Source organism: Streptomyces sp. NPDC015220 (assembly GCF_043079345.1).
In the GTDB taxonomy this organism is placed as follows: Bacteria; Actinomycetota; Actinomycetes; order Streptomycetales; family Streptomycetaceae; genus Streptomyces.
This window is the reverse complement of the sequence record NZ_JBIBUK010000028.1, coordinates 34,762-51,474: the sequence shown is the minus strand read 5'-3', so window position 1 is coordinate 51,474 and position 16,713 is coordinate 34,762. Positions and strand designations below refer to the sequence as shown.

15 protein-coding genes are annotated in these 16,713 nt (G+C 73.5%); 11 read left to right on the top strand and 4 right to left on the bottom strand.

Going from position 1 to position 16,713, the window contains the following annotated elements:
- Positions 1-17: 17 nt before the first annotated feature.
- The 5 genes from ACF061_RS34525 (at position 18) to hsaA (ending at position 5,830) form a co-directional block, all read left to right on the top strand.
- Complete coding sequence (locus tag ACF061_RS34525) at positions 18-806, top strand: 2-keto-4-pentenoate hydratase (protein WP_392270962.1); 789 nt, start codon at positions 18-20, stop codon at positions 804-806.
- Between the two features lie 410 nt (positions 807-1,216).
- Entirely contained in the window at positions 1,217-2,152 is a 936-nt protein-coding gene (locus ACF061_RS34520; RefSeq protein ID WP_392270961.1) for a 3-oxoacyl-ACP reductase, read from the top strand.
- A 23-nt stretch (positions 2,153-2,175) separates the two neighbouring features.
- A complete protein-coding gene (locus tag ACF061_RS34515) occupies positions 2,176-2,970 on the top strand; it encodes an SDR family NAD(P)-dependent oxidoreductase (RefSeq protein WP_392270960.1) in 795 nt (264 codons plus the stop codon).
- 5 nt (positions 2,971-2,975) lie between these two features.
- Positions 2,976-4,565, top strand: coding sequence for a FadD3 family acyl-CoA ligase (locus ACF061_RS34510; protein WP_392270959.1), 1,590 nt, complete (start codon positions 2,976-2,978; stop codon positions 4,563-4,565).
- A 98-nt stretch (positions 4,566-4,663) separates the two neighbouring features.
- The gene (gene hsaA / locus ACF061_RS34505; RefSeq protein ID WP_392270958.1) at positions 4,664-5,830 is read left to right on the top strand and encodes a 3-hydroxy-9,10-secoandrosta-1,3,5(10)-triene-9,17-dione monooxygenase oxygenase subunit; all 1,167 of its coding nucleotides are present in this window, start codon (positions 4,664-4,666) and stop codon (positions 5,828-5,830) included.
- Positions 5,831-6,004: 174 nt separating this feature from the next.
- Here hsaA and ACF061_RS34500 read toward each other — a convergent pair whose 3' ends face one another.
- Together ACF061_RS34500 and ACF061_RS34495 are read right to left on the bottom strand one after the other, a co-directional pair.
- Positions 6,005-6,790: an SDR family oxidoreductase gene (locus ACF061_RS34500; protein WP_392270957.1), complete on the bottom strand. Its 786-nt coding sequence runs from the start codon at positions 6,788-6,790 to the stop codon at positions 6,005-6,007.
- A gap of 189 nt (positions 6,791-6,979) precedes the next feature.
- Positions 6,980-7,597: a TetR family transcriptional regulator gene (locus ACF061_RS34495; protein WP_392270956.1), complete on the bottom strand. Its 618-nt coding sequence runs from the start codon at positions 7,595-7,597 to the stop codon at positions 6,980-6,982.
- 296 nt (positions 7,598-7,893) lie between these two features.
- On the opposite strand from ACF061_RS34495, the gene ACF061_RS34490 reads away from it, so the two are divergent.
- The 6 genes from ACF061_RS34490 (at position 7,894) to ACF061_RS34465 (ending at position 13,653) form a co-directional block, all read left to right on the top strand.
- The gene (locus tag ACF061_RS34490) at positions 7,894-9,408 is read left to right on the top strand and encodes an FAD-binding protein (RefSeq protein WP_392270955.1); all 1,515 of its coding nucleotides are present in this window, start codon (positions 7,894-7,896) and stop codon (positions 9,406-9,408) included.
- Positions 9,409-9,706: 298 nt separating this feature from the next.
- Entirely contained in the window at positions 9,707-10,861 is a 1,155-nt protein-coding gene (locus tag ACF061_RS34485) for a Rieske 2Fe-2S domain-containing protein (protein WP_392270954.1), read from the top strand.
- Positions 10,861-11,160, top strand: coding sequence for a ferredoxin (locus ACF061_RS34480; protein ID WP_392270953.1), 300 nt, complete (start codon positions 10,861-10,863; stop codon positions 11,158-11,160). The genes ACF061_RS34485 and ACF061_RS34480 overlap by 1 nt, the downstream gene beginning before the upstream one ends.
- Positions 11,161-11,191: 31 nt before the next feature.
- Positions 11,192-11,560: a nuclear transport factor 2 family protein gene (locus ACF061_RS34475; protein ID WP_392270952.1), complete on the top strand. Its 369-nt coding sequence runs from the start codon at positions 11,192-11,194 to the stop codon at positions 11,558-11,560.
- A 92-nt stretch (positions 11,561-11,652) separates the two neighbouring features.
- Positions 11,653-12,201 carry a putative immunity protein gene (locus ACF061_RS34470; protein WP_392270951.1) on the top strand — a complete coding sequence of 183 codons (549 nt, stop codon included), beginning with the start codon at positions 11,653-11,655 and terminating at the stop codon, positions 12,199-12,201.
- A 723-nt stretch (positions 12,202-12,924) separates the two neighbouring features.
- A complete protein-coding gene (locus tag ACF061_RS34465; protein WP_392270950.1) occupies positions 12,925-13,653 on the top strand; it encodes an SDR family oxidoreductase in 729 nt (242 codons plus the stop codon).
- 383 nt (positions 13,654-14,036) lie between these two features.
- Here ACF061_RS34465 and ACF061_RS34460 read toward each other — a convergent pair whose 3' ends face one another.
- Positions 14,037-15,125, bottom strand: a complete 1,089-nt coding sequence (locus ACF061_RS34460; RefSeq protein ID WP_392270949.1) for a M4 family metallopeptidase — start codon at positions 15,123-15,125, stop codon at positions 14,037-14,039.
- A 402-nt stretch (positions 15,126-15,527) separates the two neighbouring features.
- A complete protein-coding gene (locus ACF061_RS34455; protein ID WP_392270948.1) occupies positions 15,528-16,457 on the bottom strand; it encodes an alpha/beta fold hydrolase in 930 nt (309 codons plus the stop codon).
- Positions 16,458-16,713: the final 256 nt, after the last annotated feature.

Sequence of the window (16,713 nt, the reverse complement as noted above, 5' to 3'; positions counted from 1 at the left end):
CAGAAGGAGAGTCCCCGATGCTTGACGCGTCACAGCGCGCCGAGGCCGCCGACCTGTTGTGGAACGCGGAGCGCGACCGCGTCCCCGTCGACCCGCTGACCGGGGCGTTCCCCGGCATCGACGTCGTCGACGCCTACGAGATCCAGCTGCGCAACATCCGCCGGAGACTGACCCGGCCCGGTGTGTCGGTGCGCGGCCACAAGGTGGGGCTGTCCTCCGAGGTCATGCAGCGGATGATGGGCGTGGACGAGCCCGACTACGGACACCTGCTCTCGGACATGGTCCTGTCCGAGCACACCCCGGTGGACACGAGCCGGTACTGCTTCCCGCGCATCGAGGTCGAGATGGGCTACGTGCTCGGCGAGAGCCTGCCCGGCGAGGGCTGCACCGAGAAGGACGTCATCGCAGCCACCGAGTACGTCGTCGCCTCCGTCGAGCTCATCGACAGCCGGATCACCGACTGGCGGATCGCGCTCGCGGACACCATCGCCGACAACGCCTCCTCCGCCGGCGTCGTCCTCGGCGCCACCCGGGTGAGCCCCGGCGAAGTGGACCTCGCCGACATCGGCGCCGTGCTGTACCGCGGCGGCGAGGAGATCGCCCGCGGCAACACCAGCGCGGTGCTGGGCGATCCGACGGCCGCGGTGGCGTGGCTGGCCCGGAAGGTCGCGGGGTTCGGCGTCCGGCTGGAGGCCGGGCACGTGATCCTGCCGGGTTCGTGCACCGCGGCCGTCGACGCCCGCCCCGGGGACGACTTCCGCGCGGAGTTCGACGGGCTCGGCTCGGTGTCGGTCCGCTTCGCGTAGGCGGGTCGGCGCGAGTGAGGGCACCGGTCCGTGCGCGCGGACCGGCGTGGTGAGGGGCCCGGTACCCGAGGGAGGCCCGGTGCGGGTCGGAGGTCCGGCCCCGCGGGAGGCCCGGTGCGGGTCGGAGGTCCGGCCCCGCGGGAGGGCCGGTGCGCGGGCGCCCGGTCCGCGCGTCCACGCGGGTGCGCGCGGGCCGGGGCCGTACGACAGCCCCCGGCCGACGCGGAGGCCGGGGCGGGCGCGAAGTCCCGCTCCGTGCGGGCGGCCGGTCCGTGCGGGGCGGGGGTCGTCACCACTCAGCGGGACAGCCCCCGGGGCAAAACCAGAATTCGTACTAGTTTCGCGGGCGTCACATCCGCCCGGCAGGACCGGAACGCGCCGCCGGGCGGGACCGGAGAGAAAGAGGGAACATGAGCTCGAGGATCAGCCTGGAGGGACGCACCGCCGTCGTCACCGGCGCCGGCGCCGGCCTGGGCCGCAGCGAGGCGCTGGCGCTGGCCGCCCGCGGCGCCAACGTCGTCGTCAACGACATGGGACCGGCCGCGGAGGACGTCGTCGCGGAGATCAAGGCCCTGGGCCGCGACGCGGTCGCCGTGGTCGGGGACATAGGCGACTGGTCCATGGGCGACCGCCTGGTGCTCACCGCCCTGGAGACCTTCGGCAGCCTGGACATCGTCGTCAACAACGCGGGGATCCTGCGCGACAAGATGGTGTTCAACCTCAGCGAGTCCGACTGGGACGACGTCATCCGCATCCACCTGAAGGGACACGCCGCCGTCACCCGCGCCGCGGCGGCGCACTGGCGGGCGGCGAGCAAGGCGGCGGGCGGCCCGGTCTACGGGCGCGTCGTCAACACCTCGTCCGAGGCCTTCCTCTTCGGCGCGCCCGGCCAGCCGAACTACTCGGCGGCCAAGGCGGGCATCACCGCGCTCACCCTGGCGACCGCGCAGGGACTGGCCCGCTACGGAGTGCGCGCCAACGCCATCTGCCCGCGCGCCCGCACCGCCATGACGCAGGACGCGTTCAGCACCGGGAACACCCCCGAGGGCGGACTGGACATCATGGCCCCCGAACGGGTCGCCACCTTCGTCGGCTACCTCGCCTCCCCGGCGGCGGACGAGATCAGCGGTCAGGTCTTCGTCGTCTACGGCGACATGGTCGCCCTGCTCGCGCCCCCCACCGTCGAGGAGAAGTTCACCGCGGCGGACGGCGTCTTCACGCCGGAGGAGCTGGAGTCCCGGCTGACGCCCTACTTCGCCGGGCGCGACCCGTACCGCACCTTCGCCGCGTACGGCGTCTCCGCCCTCGACACCACCGGCACGCAGAACGCGGCCACCGCCCGCTGAAGCCGTCCGCAGAAAGGAAGCCGATGATCGACAAGGACGTGTACGGCCCGTGGGCGGTCGTCGCCGGCGGGTCCGAGGGGGTGGGCGCCCGGTTCGCCCACCGGCTCGCCGAGGCCGGTGTCAACCTGGTGCTCATCGCCCGCAAGCCGGGACCCCTGGAGCAGACGGCGGCCGAGGTCCGCGCCAAGGGCGTCGAGGTGCGCACCCTCCGGCTCGACCTGCTCGACGCCGGCGCGCTGAAGTCGATCCGCGCCGTGACCGACGGACTCGACGTGGGGCTGCTGATCTTCAACGCGGGCGCCAACACCTACGGCCACGAGTTCGTCGGCGGCGACCTCGACCGCGTCCGCGGGGTGATCGACCTCAACATCACCGCCCAGCTCGCCCTCACCCACCACTTCGGCGCGCTGATGAAGGAGCGCCGCCGGGGCGGCATCATGCTGGTCGGCTCGCTGTCGGGCTACATGGGCCAGGCCCGGCTGAGCGTCTACTCCGGCGTGAAGGCCTTCAGCCGGGTGTTCGCCGAGGGGCTGTGGCTGGAGCTGCGGCCGTACGGAGTGCACGTACTGGAACTCGTCCTCGGGGTGACCCGCACCCCGGCGATGGAGCGGGCGGGCCTGCGGATGGACCTGCCCGGGCTGAACGTCGCCGAGCCCGACGACGTCGCCCGCGAAGGACTGGAACACCTCGCGGACGGACCCGTGTGGGTGGCCGGCGGGAACGGGGCGGCCGCGACGAGGCGCAGCGCCGCCCTGAACCGCGCGGAGCTCGTCCTCGGCGCCCACGAGGCATCCCAGCGCCTCCTGCCCGGGGAGTGAGGGGCGTGCCGGACACCAGGACCACCGTCCCCGGCGTCCTCGCCCATGCCGCCGGCGCCTTCCCCGACCGGGAGGCCGTGGTGGACGGCGGGACCCGGCTGACGTACCGCCGGCTCGCCGAGGAGGCGGCCGCGGTCACCAGGTCGCTCCTGGCGCTGGGGATCAGGCGGGGCGAGCGGGTGGCGCTTTGGGCGCCCAACGGCGTCCGCTGGATCACGGCCGCGCTCGGCGTGGTCTGCGCGGGAGCCGCCCTCGTCCCCGTCAACACCCGGTACAAGGGCGACGAGGCCCGCTGGGTGCTGGAGCGGAGCCGGGCCCGGCTGCTGCTCGTCGAGAACGGCTTCCTCGGCAACGACTACCTCACCATGATCGGCGCACGGGGCGGGCCGGAGCGCCCGGTGCCGGACCTCCCCGAGCTGGACCGGGTCGTGGACCTGGCCGGCCGGGACGGCGGCGCGCGGGCCACGTCGTGGGAGTCCTTCCTGAGCCTCGGCGCCGCGGTTCCCGCCGCCGACGCGTCCGCCAGGTGGGCGGCGGTGCGGGAGGACGACGTGTCGGACGTGCTGTTCACCTCCGGGACGACCGGCAGGCCCAAGGGCGCGATGACCACCCACCGCCAGAACGTCCTGACCTACCGGGCCTGGTCGGAGCGGACCGGCCTCACCGGCGCCGACCGCTACCTGATCATCAACCCGATGTTCCACTGCTTCGGCTACAAGGCCGGGGTCCTCGCCTGCCTCCTGCGCGGGGCGACCATGGTCCTGCAACCGGTCTTCGACGTCGCCGAGACCCTGCGCCTGGTGCAGGACGAGGCGATCACCGTCCTGCCGGGGCCGCCGACGGTCTACACCTCCCTGCTGGACGCGCCCGGCCGGGACCGTCACGACCTGTCCTCCCTGCGCCTGGCGGTGACCGGCGCCGCCGTGGTGCCGGTCGCCCTGGTCCGGCGCGTCCGCGCCGAGCTGTTCCCGGTCGTGGTCACCGCCTACGGGCTCACGGAGTCCTGCGGGACCGTGACGGTCTGCCGCGCCGAGGACGACGACGAGACGATCGCCCGCACCGCGGGCGGCCCCATCGACGGGGTGGAGGTACGCGTCGTCGACCCCGACCGCCGGCCACTGCCCCCGGGACGGGACGGCGAGATCCTGGTCCGCGGCTACAACGTGATGCTCGGCTACCTGGACGACCCGCGGGCGACCGCCGCCGCCGTCGACGCCGGGGGCTGGCTGGCCACCGGGGACGTCGGGCACCTCGACGAGGCCGGGAACCTGATCGTCACCGGACGCTCCAAGGAGATGTTCTGCGTCGGCGGCTTCAACGTCTACCCGGCGGAGATCGAGCAACTGCTCAGCCGGCACGACGCGGTCTCGGAGGCCGCCGTCATCGGCGTCCCGGACACCCGGCTGGGGGAGGTGGGACGCGCCTTCGTGACCCTGCGCCCCGGCGTCGCGGCGACCCCCGCCGAACTCGCCGGGTTCTGCCGCGAACGCCTGGCGAACTTCAAGGTCCCCCGGGAGGTCGTGATCGTCGAGACCTTCCCGCGCAACGCCGCCGGCAAGGTCAGCAAGACCGAGCTGGACGGATCGCCGCGATGACCGGGCCCGCGGCCGGTCCGGCCCGCGCGGCCCGTCCGGTCCGCCACCGCCCGGCCGGCCGCGGACCCCGACCCAGTACGGACACGGAGGACGGCACCATGGGCAACACGGTTCTCGAGAGGGTGCGCGCCCTGCTCCCGGCCATCTCGGAGCGGGCCCGCACCACCGACGAGTCGGGGCGCGTCCCGGAGGAGACGGTCGGCGAACTGATCGACGCAGGCGTCTTCCGGATGCTCCAGCCCCGGCCGTTCGGCGGTCAGGAGGCCGACCCGGTCGAGTTCTACGAGGTGGTGCGGGCGATCTCGGCCGCCTGCTGCTCGACCGGCTGGATCACCTCCGTGCTGGGCGTGCACCCCTGGCAGCTCGGGCTCTTCCCCGAAGCGGCCCAGACCGAGGTGTGGGACCCGGATCCGGACACCCTGGTCTCCTCCGCGTACGCGCCGGTGGGCCGTCTCACCCCCGTGGACGACGGGTACCGGCTCACCGGCCGCTGGAGCTTCTCCTCGGGCTGCCACTACGCCCGCTGGGCGCTGCTGGGGGCGCTGGTCGTCGGCGACCAGGGCCGGCCCGTCGACTTCCTGACCGTGCTCGTGCCCCGGTCCGACTACCGGATCGAGGAGGCGTGGGACGTCGTCGGGCTGCGCGGCACGGCCAGCAACGACATCCTGGTCGACCAGGCGTTCGTCCCCCGGCACCGGGTGATCCGCAACTACGACCAGGCGCAGCTCAAGGGCCCCGGCCAGCGGATCAACCCCGGGCCGCTCTACCGGTTGCCCTTCGCCGCCGTGTTCACCAGCGCGGTCACCGCCCCGGTCGTCGGAGCGGTGACCGGCGGCTACGACTCCTACGTCTCGATGACGAAGGAACGCGTCCGGCTGAGCCTGGGCGGCGGCCGGTTCGCCGAGGACCCCTACGCCCAGGTGGCCATCGCCCGGGCGGCCTGCGAGATCGACGCGACGATCCTCCAGATGGACCACAACATCAGGGAGATGACCGTCCGCGCCGCCGAGGGCCGGGACATCCCGATGGAACTGAGGCTCCGGACCCGACGCGACCAGGTACGCGGCACCGAGCGCGCGATCGCCGCGATCGACCTGCTGTTCAAGACGGCCGGCGGCACGTCGCTGCGGCGGGGCAGCCCGATCGAACGGGCGTGGCGCGACGCGCACGCCGGAAGCGTGCACGTGGCCAACGACGTCGAACGCACCCTGGCCATGTACGGCCGCGGCGCGCTGGGCCTGACCGTCGAGGACAACCTCGTCTGAGGCCCGGCCGCCGGCGCCGGGCGCGGGCCGGCGTGCCGACGGCCGGGCCCCGGCGGCTCGCGACGGCCCGGTGGCCCGTGGCCTGTGGTGGTCCCGGTGGTCCGAGGCGGCCCCGGTGCGGCCGGGGAGCCCCGGCCGCACCGGGGCCGCGACCGTCGGTCGGCGCCGTGACCGTCAGCCGGCGCCGGCCGACTTCGCCGCGAGGTAGCGCGAGGGGAACTCGCCGCCGCCGTGCACGGCCACGTCGGCCCCGTTGACGTAGGAGGCCAGCCCGCCGGCCAGGTACAGGCAGGTGCGGGCGATGTCCTCCGGGACCGCCATCCGCGCCATCGGGAGCACCCCCGCCACGGCGGCCCCGCCGTCCTCGCCGTAGACGGAGGCGGCGCTCTCGGTGCGGATCAGCCCGGTGGTGATGTGGTTGACGCGTACCCTCGGCGCCCATTCCAGGGCCAGGGCCCGGGTCAGGCCGAGCAGTCCGGCCTTCGCGGCCGAGTACGCGGCGGTGCCGGGCTGCGGATCGTGCGCGGAGACACTGCCGATGTTGACGATCGAGCCGCCCTCGTCCTGGGTCCGCATGACCCGGTTCGCCGCCTGGGCCGTGTAGAACGGCGCCAGCAGGTTCAGCGCGACGATCTTCTCGACGAACCGCGGCGAGACGGTCGCCGCGTCGGCGTCGGGGGAGCCGCCCGCGTTGTTGACGAGCACGTCCAGACGCCCGAACCGGGCGACCGTCGCGTCGATCAGCCCGCTCGCGGCCTCGGGGTCGCGCACGTCGGCGGCGAGGAACACCGCCCGGCGGCCGAGTGCGGAGGGCGGCGACGGGGGCTCGCCCCGGCCGCAGACCACGACGTCCGCCCCCGCGCCGAGGAACGCCTCGGCGATGGCGAAGCCGATGCCCTTCGTGCCCCCCGTCACCACCACCACTCGCCCGGTGAAGTCCACCGGATTTCCGATGTCCATGGTCCGCCTTCCCCTGCCGGGCTCCGGCCCGCCGGCCGCCGTTTCCGGGGCCGGCCGCGGCCCGGGAGCCGTCGTCCGCTTCCCTGCCCGACCGGGTCGGCCGGGCAGGCGCGACCGTAGCCACGTGGAAGGCGGCGGGCCCGGCCCGTCCCGGTGACCGGGAGGGTCCCGAAGCGTCCGCACGCGGGGTCAGCGCGCGGGCGCGCCGGAGCGGCCGCCGAGGAGGACCGCGCAGGCGAGCCGGATCTCGGTCTCCGCCTCGGCGGCGGTGGTGTGGCCGTAGATAACGGAGACCAGCACGCCGTGCCAGCTCTTCATCAGCAGGCGCACGAGGCGGTTGTCGCGGTCGGTGGGGTGTTCGAGGCCGAGGAGGGTGAGGACGGTGCGGTGGACCCTGGCCTCGATGGCGGCGGCCTCGCTGACGGTGGCCGTGTGGGCGGCGTAGTTGCTCTGCATGATGGCGCTGGAGAGCAGGGGGGTGCGCAGCATGTGGCGGGTGGAGCGCAGAAGCGTCTCGGCGACGGCGTCGACGGGGTCCTCGGCAGCGGCGATCCGCGGTGAGGGGTCGTCCATGTGGTCGACCTGGTCGGCCATGATGGCGGTGAAGAGGTGGGTCTTGGAGGGGAAGTAGCGGTAGAGCGTGGCGATGGCGACGGCGGCCTCCCTGGCGACGTCCTGCATCTGGACGTGTTCGAGGCCGCGTTCGGCGCCGAGCCGCGCCGCGGCCGCGAGGATGCGCCGGTAGCGGGCCTTCTGGCCGGGTGACTGCGGCTCGGCCGCCGGCCGGTCCTCGGCGACTCTGGGCACGGGCTTCCCCCTCGGGCTCGTGATCGCGTCCGCCGGCGCACCCGTCGGTTCCGCCGGCGTTCCTCCCGCCCCGGGCGGGAACACGACGGCGGGACCCGTCCGGCCCGGCCGGCGGACCGCGGGAGCGGCCTTCCGGGGCGCGGGACGGGGACGCCGCGGGCGCCCGCGGACCCCATCAGAGAGCTTCGGGCCGTCCCGCGCACGGCCGCGTACCGCTCAGTGGGACCGGGCGGAGGCGCCCGGCCGCGACTGGGGTTTCCTGACGCCCGACATCGGCGAACCGCGGGAGGTCGGGCGTGACGCAGGAGTGGGACGAGGAGTACGACGTCGTGGTCGTGGGATCCGGGGGCGGGGCGCTCACCGCCGCCCTGCTGGCCGCCCGCGCGGGCCTTTCGACCGTCGTGGTGGAGAAGACGAGCCGGCTGGGGGGCATGTCCGCCTACTCCGGAGCCGCCCTCTGGCTCCCCGGCTCGCAGGTGCAGGAACGCCACGGAGTCGGCGACAGCACCGAGGCGGCCCGCACCTACCTGCGCGCGCTGCTGGGCGACGGCAGCGCGGACAAGCAGGACGCGTTCCTCGCCGAGGCGCCCGTCCTGGTCCGCGAACTGGAGCGGGACCCGGCCGTCGAGTTCGAGTTCCGGGTCTTCCCCGACTACTACGAGCGGCCCGGCCGGGTCCCGGGAGGCCGCTCCTTCGTCCCCGTGGACCTCGACCCCGGGGAGCTGGGCGACCTGATCTCCCTGGTGCGTCCGCCGGTGGACCGCGACCGGACCGGCCAGGGCCACGACGAGTCGGCTCCGCTGACCGGCGGACGCGCGCTGATCGGCCGCCTGCTGCTGGCGTACGACCGCACCGGCCACGGCGCCGTCCGCACCGGGACCCGCATGGACGAGCTCGTGGCCGCCGACGGCCGGGTGACCGGAGTCGCCGCCACCCGCGGGGGCCGCCGGGTCCGGATCGGGGCGCGCCGGGGCGTGCTGCTGGCCGCGGGCGGGTTCGAGCACGACGAGCGGCTGCGCGGCGCCCACGCGGTCCCGGGCGGCGCCGCGCAGTCCATGGCCCCGGCCGGCACCAACACCGGTGAGCCCATCGCCGCCGCGGTGGAACTCGGCGCGGCCACCGACCTGATGCACGAGGGCTGGTGGTGCCCGGGCGTCACCATGCCCGACGGTGGACCGGCGTTCGTCTGCGGCTTCTTCGGCGGCCTCGTCGTCGACGAGCACGGCTCGCGCTACGCCAACGAGTCCCTGCCCTACGACCGGTTCGGACGGGAGATGGCCGCCGCACCGGGCCGGTTGCCCTCCTACGTCGTCTTCGACGACGTGACCGGCGGGCGGCTCCCGGCGGTCACGCTGCCGCCGTGGGGGGAGCCGGCCGGCCACCTCGCCGCCGGCACCCTGGTCAGGGCCGACTCCCTGGAGGAACTGGCCGGTCTCATCGGCGTGCCGGCGGCCGCCCTGACGGCGACCGTCGAGCGGTTCAACGGCTTCGCCGACAGCGGCCACGACGAGGAGTTCGACCGCGAGGCGGACGAGTTCGGTCACTGGTTCGGCGAGCCGGTGCTCCGGCCCGTCCGCAAGGCGCCGTACTACGCGGCGAAGCTGGTGCTGTCGGACCTGGGAACCAAGGGCGGTCTGGTCACCGACGTGTCGGGGCGGGTCCTGCGGGCGGACGGCACACCCGTCGCCGGACTGTACGCGGCCGGCAACACCAGCGCGTCGTTCACCGGGGCGTTCTACCCGGGGCCGGGCATCCCGATCGGCACGGCGATGGTGTTCGGGGCGCTGGCCGCCAAACACATGATCGGCTGACCCGCGACCCGCGACCCGCGACCCGCGACCCGTGACCCGTGACCCGCGACCCGCGACCCGTGACCCGTGACCCGCGGGCCGCGACCCGCAAATCGCGCGCCGCGAGCAGGGAGCCGGGGCCGGCGGGCCGAGCCCCGGTGGAACGGGCCCGCGCCCGGAGGAACCCGCGGTACCGCTGAGTGGGACCGGGGATCCGGCCGCATCGCGACAGCCCGTACGTTCACGGTGACGACGGGCCGACGAACACCCCATCCACAGAGCCGGCCGAGCACAGCATCGGCGGAAGGGAAGGCCACAGATGACCACCGCAGACGAGGTCCGCACGATCGAGGCGGACTCCGTGCCCGCGCGTTTCGCCCGTGGCTGGCACTGTCTGGGACTCGCCCGGGACTTCACCGACGGCAAGCCGCACACGGTGCGCGCCTTCGGGCAGAAACTGGTCGTCTGGGCCTCGGCCGACGGCCGGCTCAACGTGCTCGACGCCTACTGCCGCCACATGGGCGGCGACCTGTCCCGGGGCACGGTCGAGGGCGACGACGTCGCCTGCCCGTTCCACGCCTGGCGCTGGAGCGGCGACGGGCGCTGCGCCCGCATCCCCTACGCCCGCCGGGTCCCGATGCGCGCCCGCACCGCGTCGTTCCCCACGCTCCAGCAGGACGGCCTGCTGTTCGTCTGGAACGACCCGGAGGGCAACCCGCCGCCGGACGGGGTGACGGTCCCGCGGATCGAGGGCGCGACGAGCGACGAGTGGACGGACTGGTCCTGGTACTCCGTCACGATCGACGGCGCCAACTGCCGTGAGATCGTCGACAACGTGGTCGACATGGCGCACTTCTTCTACGTGCACTACTCGTTCCCCACGTACTTCAAGAACATCTTCGAGGGCCACACCGCGACCCAGATCATGAAGGGCGTGGCGCGCGAGGACGTGCGCCGGCCGCAGGCCGAGGGCAGCGGCGCCCCCAAGGTGCTGGGCCAGACCTCCGTCGCCACCTACCACGGTCCGTCGTTCATGATCGACGATCTGACCTACCACTACACCGACGGCGACGTGGAGTCGGTGCTGGTCAACTGCCACTATCCGGTCACCTCCGACTCGTTCGTGCTCCAGTACGGCATCGTGGTGCGCAAGGCCGCGCACCTGGGCGAGGCGGCCGAGGAAGTGGCGCGGACGATGGGCGAGTTCATCAAGATCGGTTTCGAGCAGGACGTGGAGATCTGGAAGAACAAGGCCCGGATCGACAACCCGCTGCTCTGCGAGGAGGACGGCCCGGTCTACCAACTGCGCCGCTGGTACGAGCAGTTCTACGTCGACTCCACCGACGTGAGCGCGGAGATGACCGACCGGTTCGAGTACGAGATCGACACCACCAAACCCAACGCCGCCTGGCGGGCCGAGATCGAGCAGAACATCGCCAAGCAGAACGCCACCGCCGAGAGCCGGCCGGTCTGATGGCGGTGCGGCAGGACAACCGGCTCCTGGAGGAGCCGATGGCGCCCGTCACCTGCGGCACGTGCGGGGCCGAGGTGGAGGCGCGCAAGAGCAGTTGGGAGCAGACCAGCGTGCAGTGGCACGCCGGCGCGCTGGCGTCCTGCGCGGAACGCCGCGCGGCCGCCGCCGGCCCGGGGACGGTGTTCACCGGATGCCGGGCGCTCGCGCGGGCGATCGGCGAGGCCGCCGTCCAGGGGAGGATCCGCGTCCAGTGCGACGACGCGGACGACACCCGGGGGACCTCGACGGCGCGCGGATGACGCGCCGCGCGAACACGACGAAAGGGGCGCCATGTCCTCCCCGGAGCTGACCCGGAGCGTGGTGGAGCGCTACGTGGAACTGATAGCGAAGGGCACCGGAGCGCAGATCGCCGCGCTCTACGCGGAGCACGGCAGCGTCGAGGATCCGGTGGGAACCGGGCCCAGGGCGGGCCGCGAGGCGCTCGAGGAGTTCTACGACCGGGCCGCCGCCATGGACAGCACCACCGAACTCCTGGCGCTGCGCGTGGCCGGCAACGAGGCCGCCGCCCACTTCAGGGTCGTCTCGCGCACCGGCGGCAGGACGTACACCTGCGAACCGATCGACACCTTCGTCGTCGACGACGAGGGGCGCATCGTCACGATGCGGGCGTACTGGGGGCCCGGGGACCTCAAGGGGTGAGGCGGGCCGGACGGTCCCGCACACCGGCGTCCGGTCCGGTCGGAGCCGCCCCAGCCGCCTCGTCGGCCAGCGCGATGGTCGACGATGGAGTCATGACAGCGGAAGTGAACGAGATCGCTCTGAGCAAGCAGGATCTTCGTGAGGTCACCGCGTTCGCCGCAGCGTGCGCGGAAGTGGTGCTCGAGGTGTTCGAGGGCGATCAGCCGGACGACTCGCGGCCTCGAGACGCCATCGGCGCCGCGTGGGAGTTCGCTCGGGGCGGTGAGCGAGGGAAGGATCTGCGCGACAGAGCGTGGGCGGCACTCAAGGCAGCCAAGAGCGCGGACACTGCGGCCGCGCGCGAGGCGGCTCGGGCAGCGATGTCCGCGGCAGGCGCCGCCTATCTGCATCCGCTGGCCAAGGCCACCCAGGTCAAGCACATTCTCGGAGCCGGCGCTCACGCGGCCAGAGCGGTCGAACTCGTCGCCGACGACGATCGGAGCGTTGGTGCCGACCATCTCGAACAGACGCTGCATCGTGCGACGCCGGGCGTCGTCGAGGTGCTCGAACGCTTCCCGACGGCGCCGGGTGGCGGCGGACGGGTCGGTGAGTTGATCCGCATGCTGGACGCTGACCTTCGTTCACTCACCCTCGCCGAGTGACTTCGAACGTCAGACGGTGCGCCCCCACCGGGCCCCCGTACTCCCGCATGTTCCCTCGCGCTCCTGTCCGCCCGTGTCACCAGGACTCGGCCCGCAGGAAGAGCGTGATCAGTTGAGCGAAGAACCAGAGAGAGAACACCCCGCACGCGAGCCACAGCCCCCACAGCACCCAGCGGACCTCTCGTGGTATGCGCATGGGCGGATCATCCTCGCTGACGGTCCGGCACCGCCACCGCCGGCCGTGGTCGTGCGGTCGATCCGGCGGGCGGGCGGCCCCGGACGCCGGATCGACGGCACGCCGGACCGTCCGGGCGGGCCGCCGGGATCGTCGTGGCCGGTTGTCCTGCGGCCACCTGCTTGTCTCCCGGCCACCTGACGGCGCTTGCCCGTGCTCCTGTCGTCGACGGCGAGGATCAGCTCCACGCCGACGCCGACGCCGACGCCGACGCCGACGATCGGGTTCGGGGTGAGGACGGCTTCGGCGAGTTCCAGCGCGACGCGTTCGGCCTCGGTGAAGCAGCGGTCGGCGGCCTTCCCCAGCGTGCGGCGCCCCCGCCGCGGTCCCTGACAGGTCACGCCCGGCGCCGCGGCCGAACGGTGGTCCCCATGGACGCCTTCTCCGCTTCCGCGGCGTCCCGTCGGGTGCGAAGGCCTCGTTTCATACCGCCTTCACGGCGTGGCTCATATGCCATATTTCTGGCAGAACCAGAGGAAAGGCATGTCATGGAGATCGCAGTCATGGGCGGCACGGGGCTGATCGGGTCACAGGTCGTCACCCTCCTGAACACCGCCGGGCACAAGGCGGTACCCCACTCGCAGTCCACCGGAGTCGACGTCATCAGCGGCCGAGGGGTGGACGACGCGGTCGCGGGAGCCGACGTGGTCGTCAACCTGACGAACTCCCCGACCTTCGACGAGGCCTCCGCGGCCTTCTTCCGGACCTCGATGGACAACCTCCTGGCCGCGGCCCGCAAGGGCGGCGCCGGGCACTTCGTCATCCTCTCGATCGTCGGCGTGGACCGGGTGCCGGAGCTGGACTACTACCGTGCCAAGGTCTTGCAGGAGAAGATCCTCGAGGCCGGTCCGGTCCCCTACTCCATCGTCCGGGCGACGCAGTTCATGGAGTTCATGGACGCCGTCCTGTCCTGGACCGCCGACGGCGACACCGTCCGGTTGCCCGCCACACCGATCCAGCCCATCGCCTCCAAGGACGTGGCCGGGGCGGTGGCGGAAGTCGCGGCGGGCGCCCCGTTGAACGGCATTCGCGACATCGGCGGCCCCGAGGTCTTCCCCCTGGACGAACTGGGCCGGATCACCCTGGCCCGCAAGGGTGACGACCGTACCGTCGTCACCGACCCGACCGCCGGCATGTTCGCCGCCGTCAAGGGTGACGTCCTCACCGACATGGGCGCCCGTCTCGCCCCCACCCGGTACGCCGACTGGCTCTCCTGACCTGCTCGTTCCCGGCGGCGCGGGCCGCGTCCACGACACGTTCGGCCCGGTGCGACCGGCCCCGCGGCAGGCTCCCGCCGAGCTTCGTGTCGCCCCGGCCGGGCCGGCCGGGGGTGAGCGCGCGTGGTGCGGACGGCCCAGCGGACGAGCGGGGCGCCGGGCCGGGCTCTAGCCTCGAAGTGCCCTGCGTTGACAGGACCGCAGGGTCTGGGCGGCCCCGTACTCCGCGCCCTGGGCTGGGGCCGCCCCTCGGGCTCGACCCGACTGCCGCCGGCCGGCGGCGCCGGGCCGTGCGGCAGCCGTACGCACGGCCCGGAGGACGTACCGACCGCGACGGCCGCGAGCACCACGAGCGGAATCGACCGGTGCGGCGACAGGGGGGATCAGGCACTTCCGTTCGCCGGCACTCCGACCCGCGACCACGCGTCGAGCACCGCCTGGTGCTCCTCGCCGTCCCCGTACCGCTGCTTGGCGCAGGTCGCGGTGAGCGCGGCGAAGACCGCGAAACCCGCGTCGGACGGCAGCTGCCCGTCGGTGAGCGTGTCGTACCAGATCTGTCCGGCGCGCTCCCAGGAGTGGCCGCCGAGGGCTGTGGCGACCAGGTAGAAGGCATGGTTGGGGATGCCCGAGTTGATGTGCACGCCGCCGTTGTCGGTGGAGGTCCTGACGTAGTCGTCCATCGAGGCGGGCTGCGGGTCCCTGCCGCCGAGCCGCGGGTCGTCGTAGGCCGTGCCGGGTGCCTTCATGGAGCGCAGGGCCCTGTCGTGGTTCCCGTATCCGCGGACGGTCGGGCCGAGCAGCTCGGCGCCGATCAGCCAGTCGGCCCGGTCGACGGTCTGGCCGAGGACCCACTGCTTGATGATGCTGCCGAAGACGTCCGACACGGACTCGTTGAGTGCCCCGGACTGCCCGTAGTACTCCAGGTTCGCCGTGTACTGCGTGACGCCGTGGGTCAGTTCGTGGCCGATGACGTCGTAGGAGCCGGTGAAGTCCAGGAAGATCGTGCCGTCCCCGTCGCCGAAGACCATCTGCTCGCCGTTCCAGAAGGCGTTGTCGTACTTCTCGCCGTAGTGCACCGTGGCGATCAACGGCAGTCCCCGGCCGTCGACGGAGTTCCTGCCGTACGCCTTCTGGTACAGGTCGAAGGTGTGCCCCAGACCGTCGTACGCCTGATCGACCGAGCGGTCCGCGCTCTCCTGGCCGCCCTCGGCACGCACCTGTGTGCCGGGCAGGTTCTGCGTGTGGTGGGCGTCGTCGACGGTGCGCCGGGGGTGGAGGGGGACGGCTTCGCCCGCGACGGCTTCCGGCGCCCCGAGGACGGCGGTCAGCCGGCGCCTGGTGCGCACGGAGGAGTCGTGCACCAACGTGCTGCGGGCGGGGTCGGCGAGTTCGGGGTCCGCCGCTCGCGCGAGGTGCTCGAGCATGTGCGGTGGGACGATCGTGCAATGCGTCAACGCGTGGTCGTAGGCCATGCAAGCATGCATGGCGGGATGCGGCCGCTCCCTCACCCAGGATGGCAGGCTTTACCGAGAACGGCGGACGAACTGCGTCCTTTCGGGTATCGGCCCGTGCGCGGATCGGCAGGACGCCATCGGTGTCGGCGACAGAGCCCTGTCGCCCCGGCCGTGGTCCGGCGCCCCGGCCGTGGTCCGGCGCTCCGGCCGTGGTCCGGCGCTCCGGCCGTGGTCCGGCGCTCCGGGTCCCGGCCGCCCGTCCCGGTGGCAGCACTGTCGTCGCCGCGCTGGTCCCGCGGCCGTTGCGGCGCAGACGGCCGGGACCGACCGGGACCGCCCGTCAGGCCCGGTGCCGGCCTTCCGGCCGCACGGGGACGCCGTCGGCGCCGCCGTGCGGCACACGGGCGCGGCCACGCCCCTTCAGTCGGCCAGTCGGCGTTCGGGGCGGCCGGCCGGGCGTCCGGTACGAGAGCCGTGCCCCGAGGCGCTCTCCCAGAAGGCGCGCAGTGCGGCGACGAGTGCCTCGGGCGCCTCTTCGGCGATGTGGTGTCCGGAGTCGATCGGACCACCGTCCAGGCGGTCACCCGCCCAGTCGCGCCAGACGCCCAGCACGTCGCCGTAGAGGTCGGCCATGTCGTCACGGGTGGCCCACAGGACCTGCAGCGGGCAGCCGATGCGCCGGCCCGCCCGCCGGTCGGCGTCGTCGTGCTCCCGGTCGACACCCAGGCCGGCCCGGTAGTCCTCGCACATGGCGTGCACGGTGGCCGGATCGTGGATCGCGCGCCGGTAGTCCTCGTACGCCTCCGGGCCCATCTGCTCGGGAGTGGCCTTGTACCAGGCGTCGGGGTCGGCGTTGATGACGCGCTCGGCGGGCTTGTGGGTCTGTCCGAGGAAGAACCAGTGCCACCAACTCGCGGCGAACGCGGCGTCGCAGCGTCGCAGCGCCTCACCGATGGGAACGGCGTCCAGCACGCTGAGGGCGGACACGGCCTCGGGGTGGTCCAGGGCGAGCCGAGTGGCCACGTACGCGCCCCGGTCGTGCCCGACGACGGCGAACCGCTCGTGCCCGAGCCGGCGCATGACCGCCACGCAGTCACCGGCCATGGCGCGCTTGGAGTACGGACGGTGCTCCGGATCGGTCGGGGGTTTGTCGGACCGGCCATAGCCCCGCAGGTCGGGGCAGACGACGGTGTGTCCCGCCGCGGTCAGCAGCGGGGCCACCCGGTGCCAGGTCGCGTGCGTGCGTGGATGACCGTGCAGGAGCAGCACCGCGGAGCCGCTGCCGCCGTGGCGCACCCGCAGACGGGCGCCGTCGCCCTCGCACCGGGTCAGCTCGAAGCCGTCGAACACGTAACCTCCCAGCCCTGGGTCGTCGTGGCTCTCCTGCCCCGGGTCGCCTCGCCCACACGGCCGCCGCCCACACGGCCGCCGCCCACACGGCCGCCGCCCGCCCGGTCGGGCGCGCCGGCCCAGCGCAGGGCGACGGCCCGGCCGAAGCGCTCGGCCACACCGCCCGGCCGTGACGGCGCGAGCGCGGGGTGGCGGTGGACGACCACGGAATGGCAGGTCCCGGACAAAGAATCGCCCAAGTCCCGGACGGCTCCGC

Coding starts and splice junctions, on each gene's coding strand:
- ACF061_RS34465 (WP_392270950.1), top strand. CDS start 12,925: ATGGAGATCGCAGTCATGGGCGGCACGGGGCTGATCGGGTCACAGGTC.
- hsaA (WP_392270958.1), top strand. CDS start 4,664: ATGGGCAACACGGTTCTCGAGAGGGTGCGCGCCCTGCTCCCGGCCATC.
- ACF061_RS34520 (WP_392270961.1), top strand. CDS start 1,217: ATGAGCTCGAGGATCAGCCTGGAGGGACGCACCGCCGTCGTCACCGGC.
- ACF061_RS34475 (WP_392270952.1), top strand. CDS start 11,192: ATGTCCTCCCCGGAGCTGACCCGGAGCGTGGTGGAGCGCTACGTGGAA.
- ACF061_RS34525 (WP_392270962.1), top strand. CDS start 18: ATGCTTGACGCGTCACAGCGCGCCGAGGCCGCCGACCTGTTGTGGAAC.
- ACF061_RS34515 (WP_392270960.1), top strand. CDS start 2,176: ATGATCGACAAGGACGTGTACGGCCCGTGGGCGGTCGTCGCCGGCGGG.
- ACF061_RS34480 (WP_392270953.1), top strand. CDS start 10,861: ATGGCGGTGCGGCAGGACAACCGGCTCCTGGAGGAGCCGATGGCGCCC.
- ACF061_RS34485 (WP_392270954.1), top strand. CDS start 9,707: ATGACCACCGCAGACGAGGTCCGCACGATCGAGGCGGACTCCGTGCCC.
- ACF061_RS34460 (WP_392270949.1), bottom strand. CDS start 15,125: ATGGCCTACGACCACGCGTTGACGCATTGCACGATCGTCCCACCGCAC.
- ACF061_RS34470 (WP_392270951.1), top strand. CDS start 11,653: ATGACAGCGGAAGTGAACGAGATCGCTCTGAGCAAGCAGGATCTTCGT.
- ACF061_RS34500 (WP_392270957.1), bottom strand. CDS start 6,790: ATGGACATCGGAAATCCGGTGGACTTCACCGGGCGAGTGGTGGTGGTG.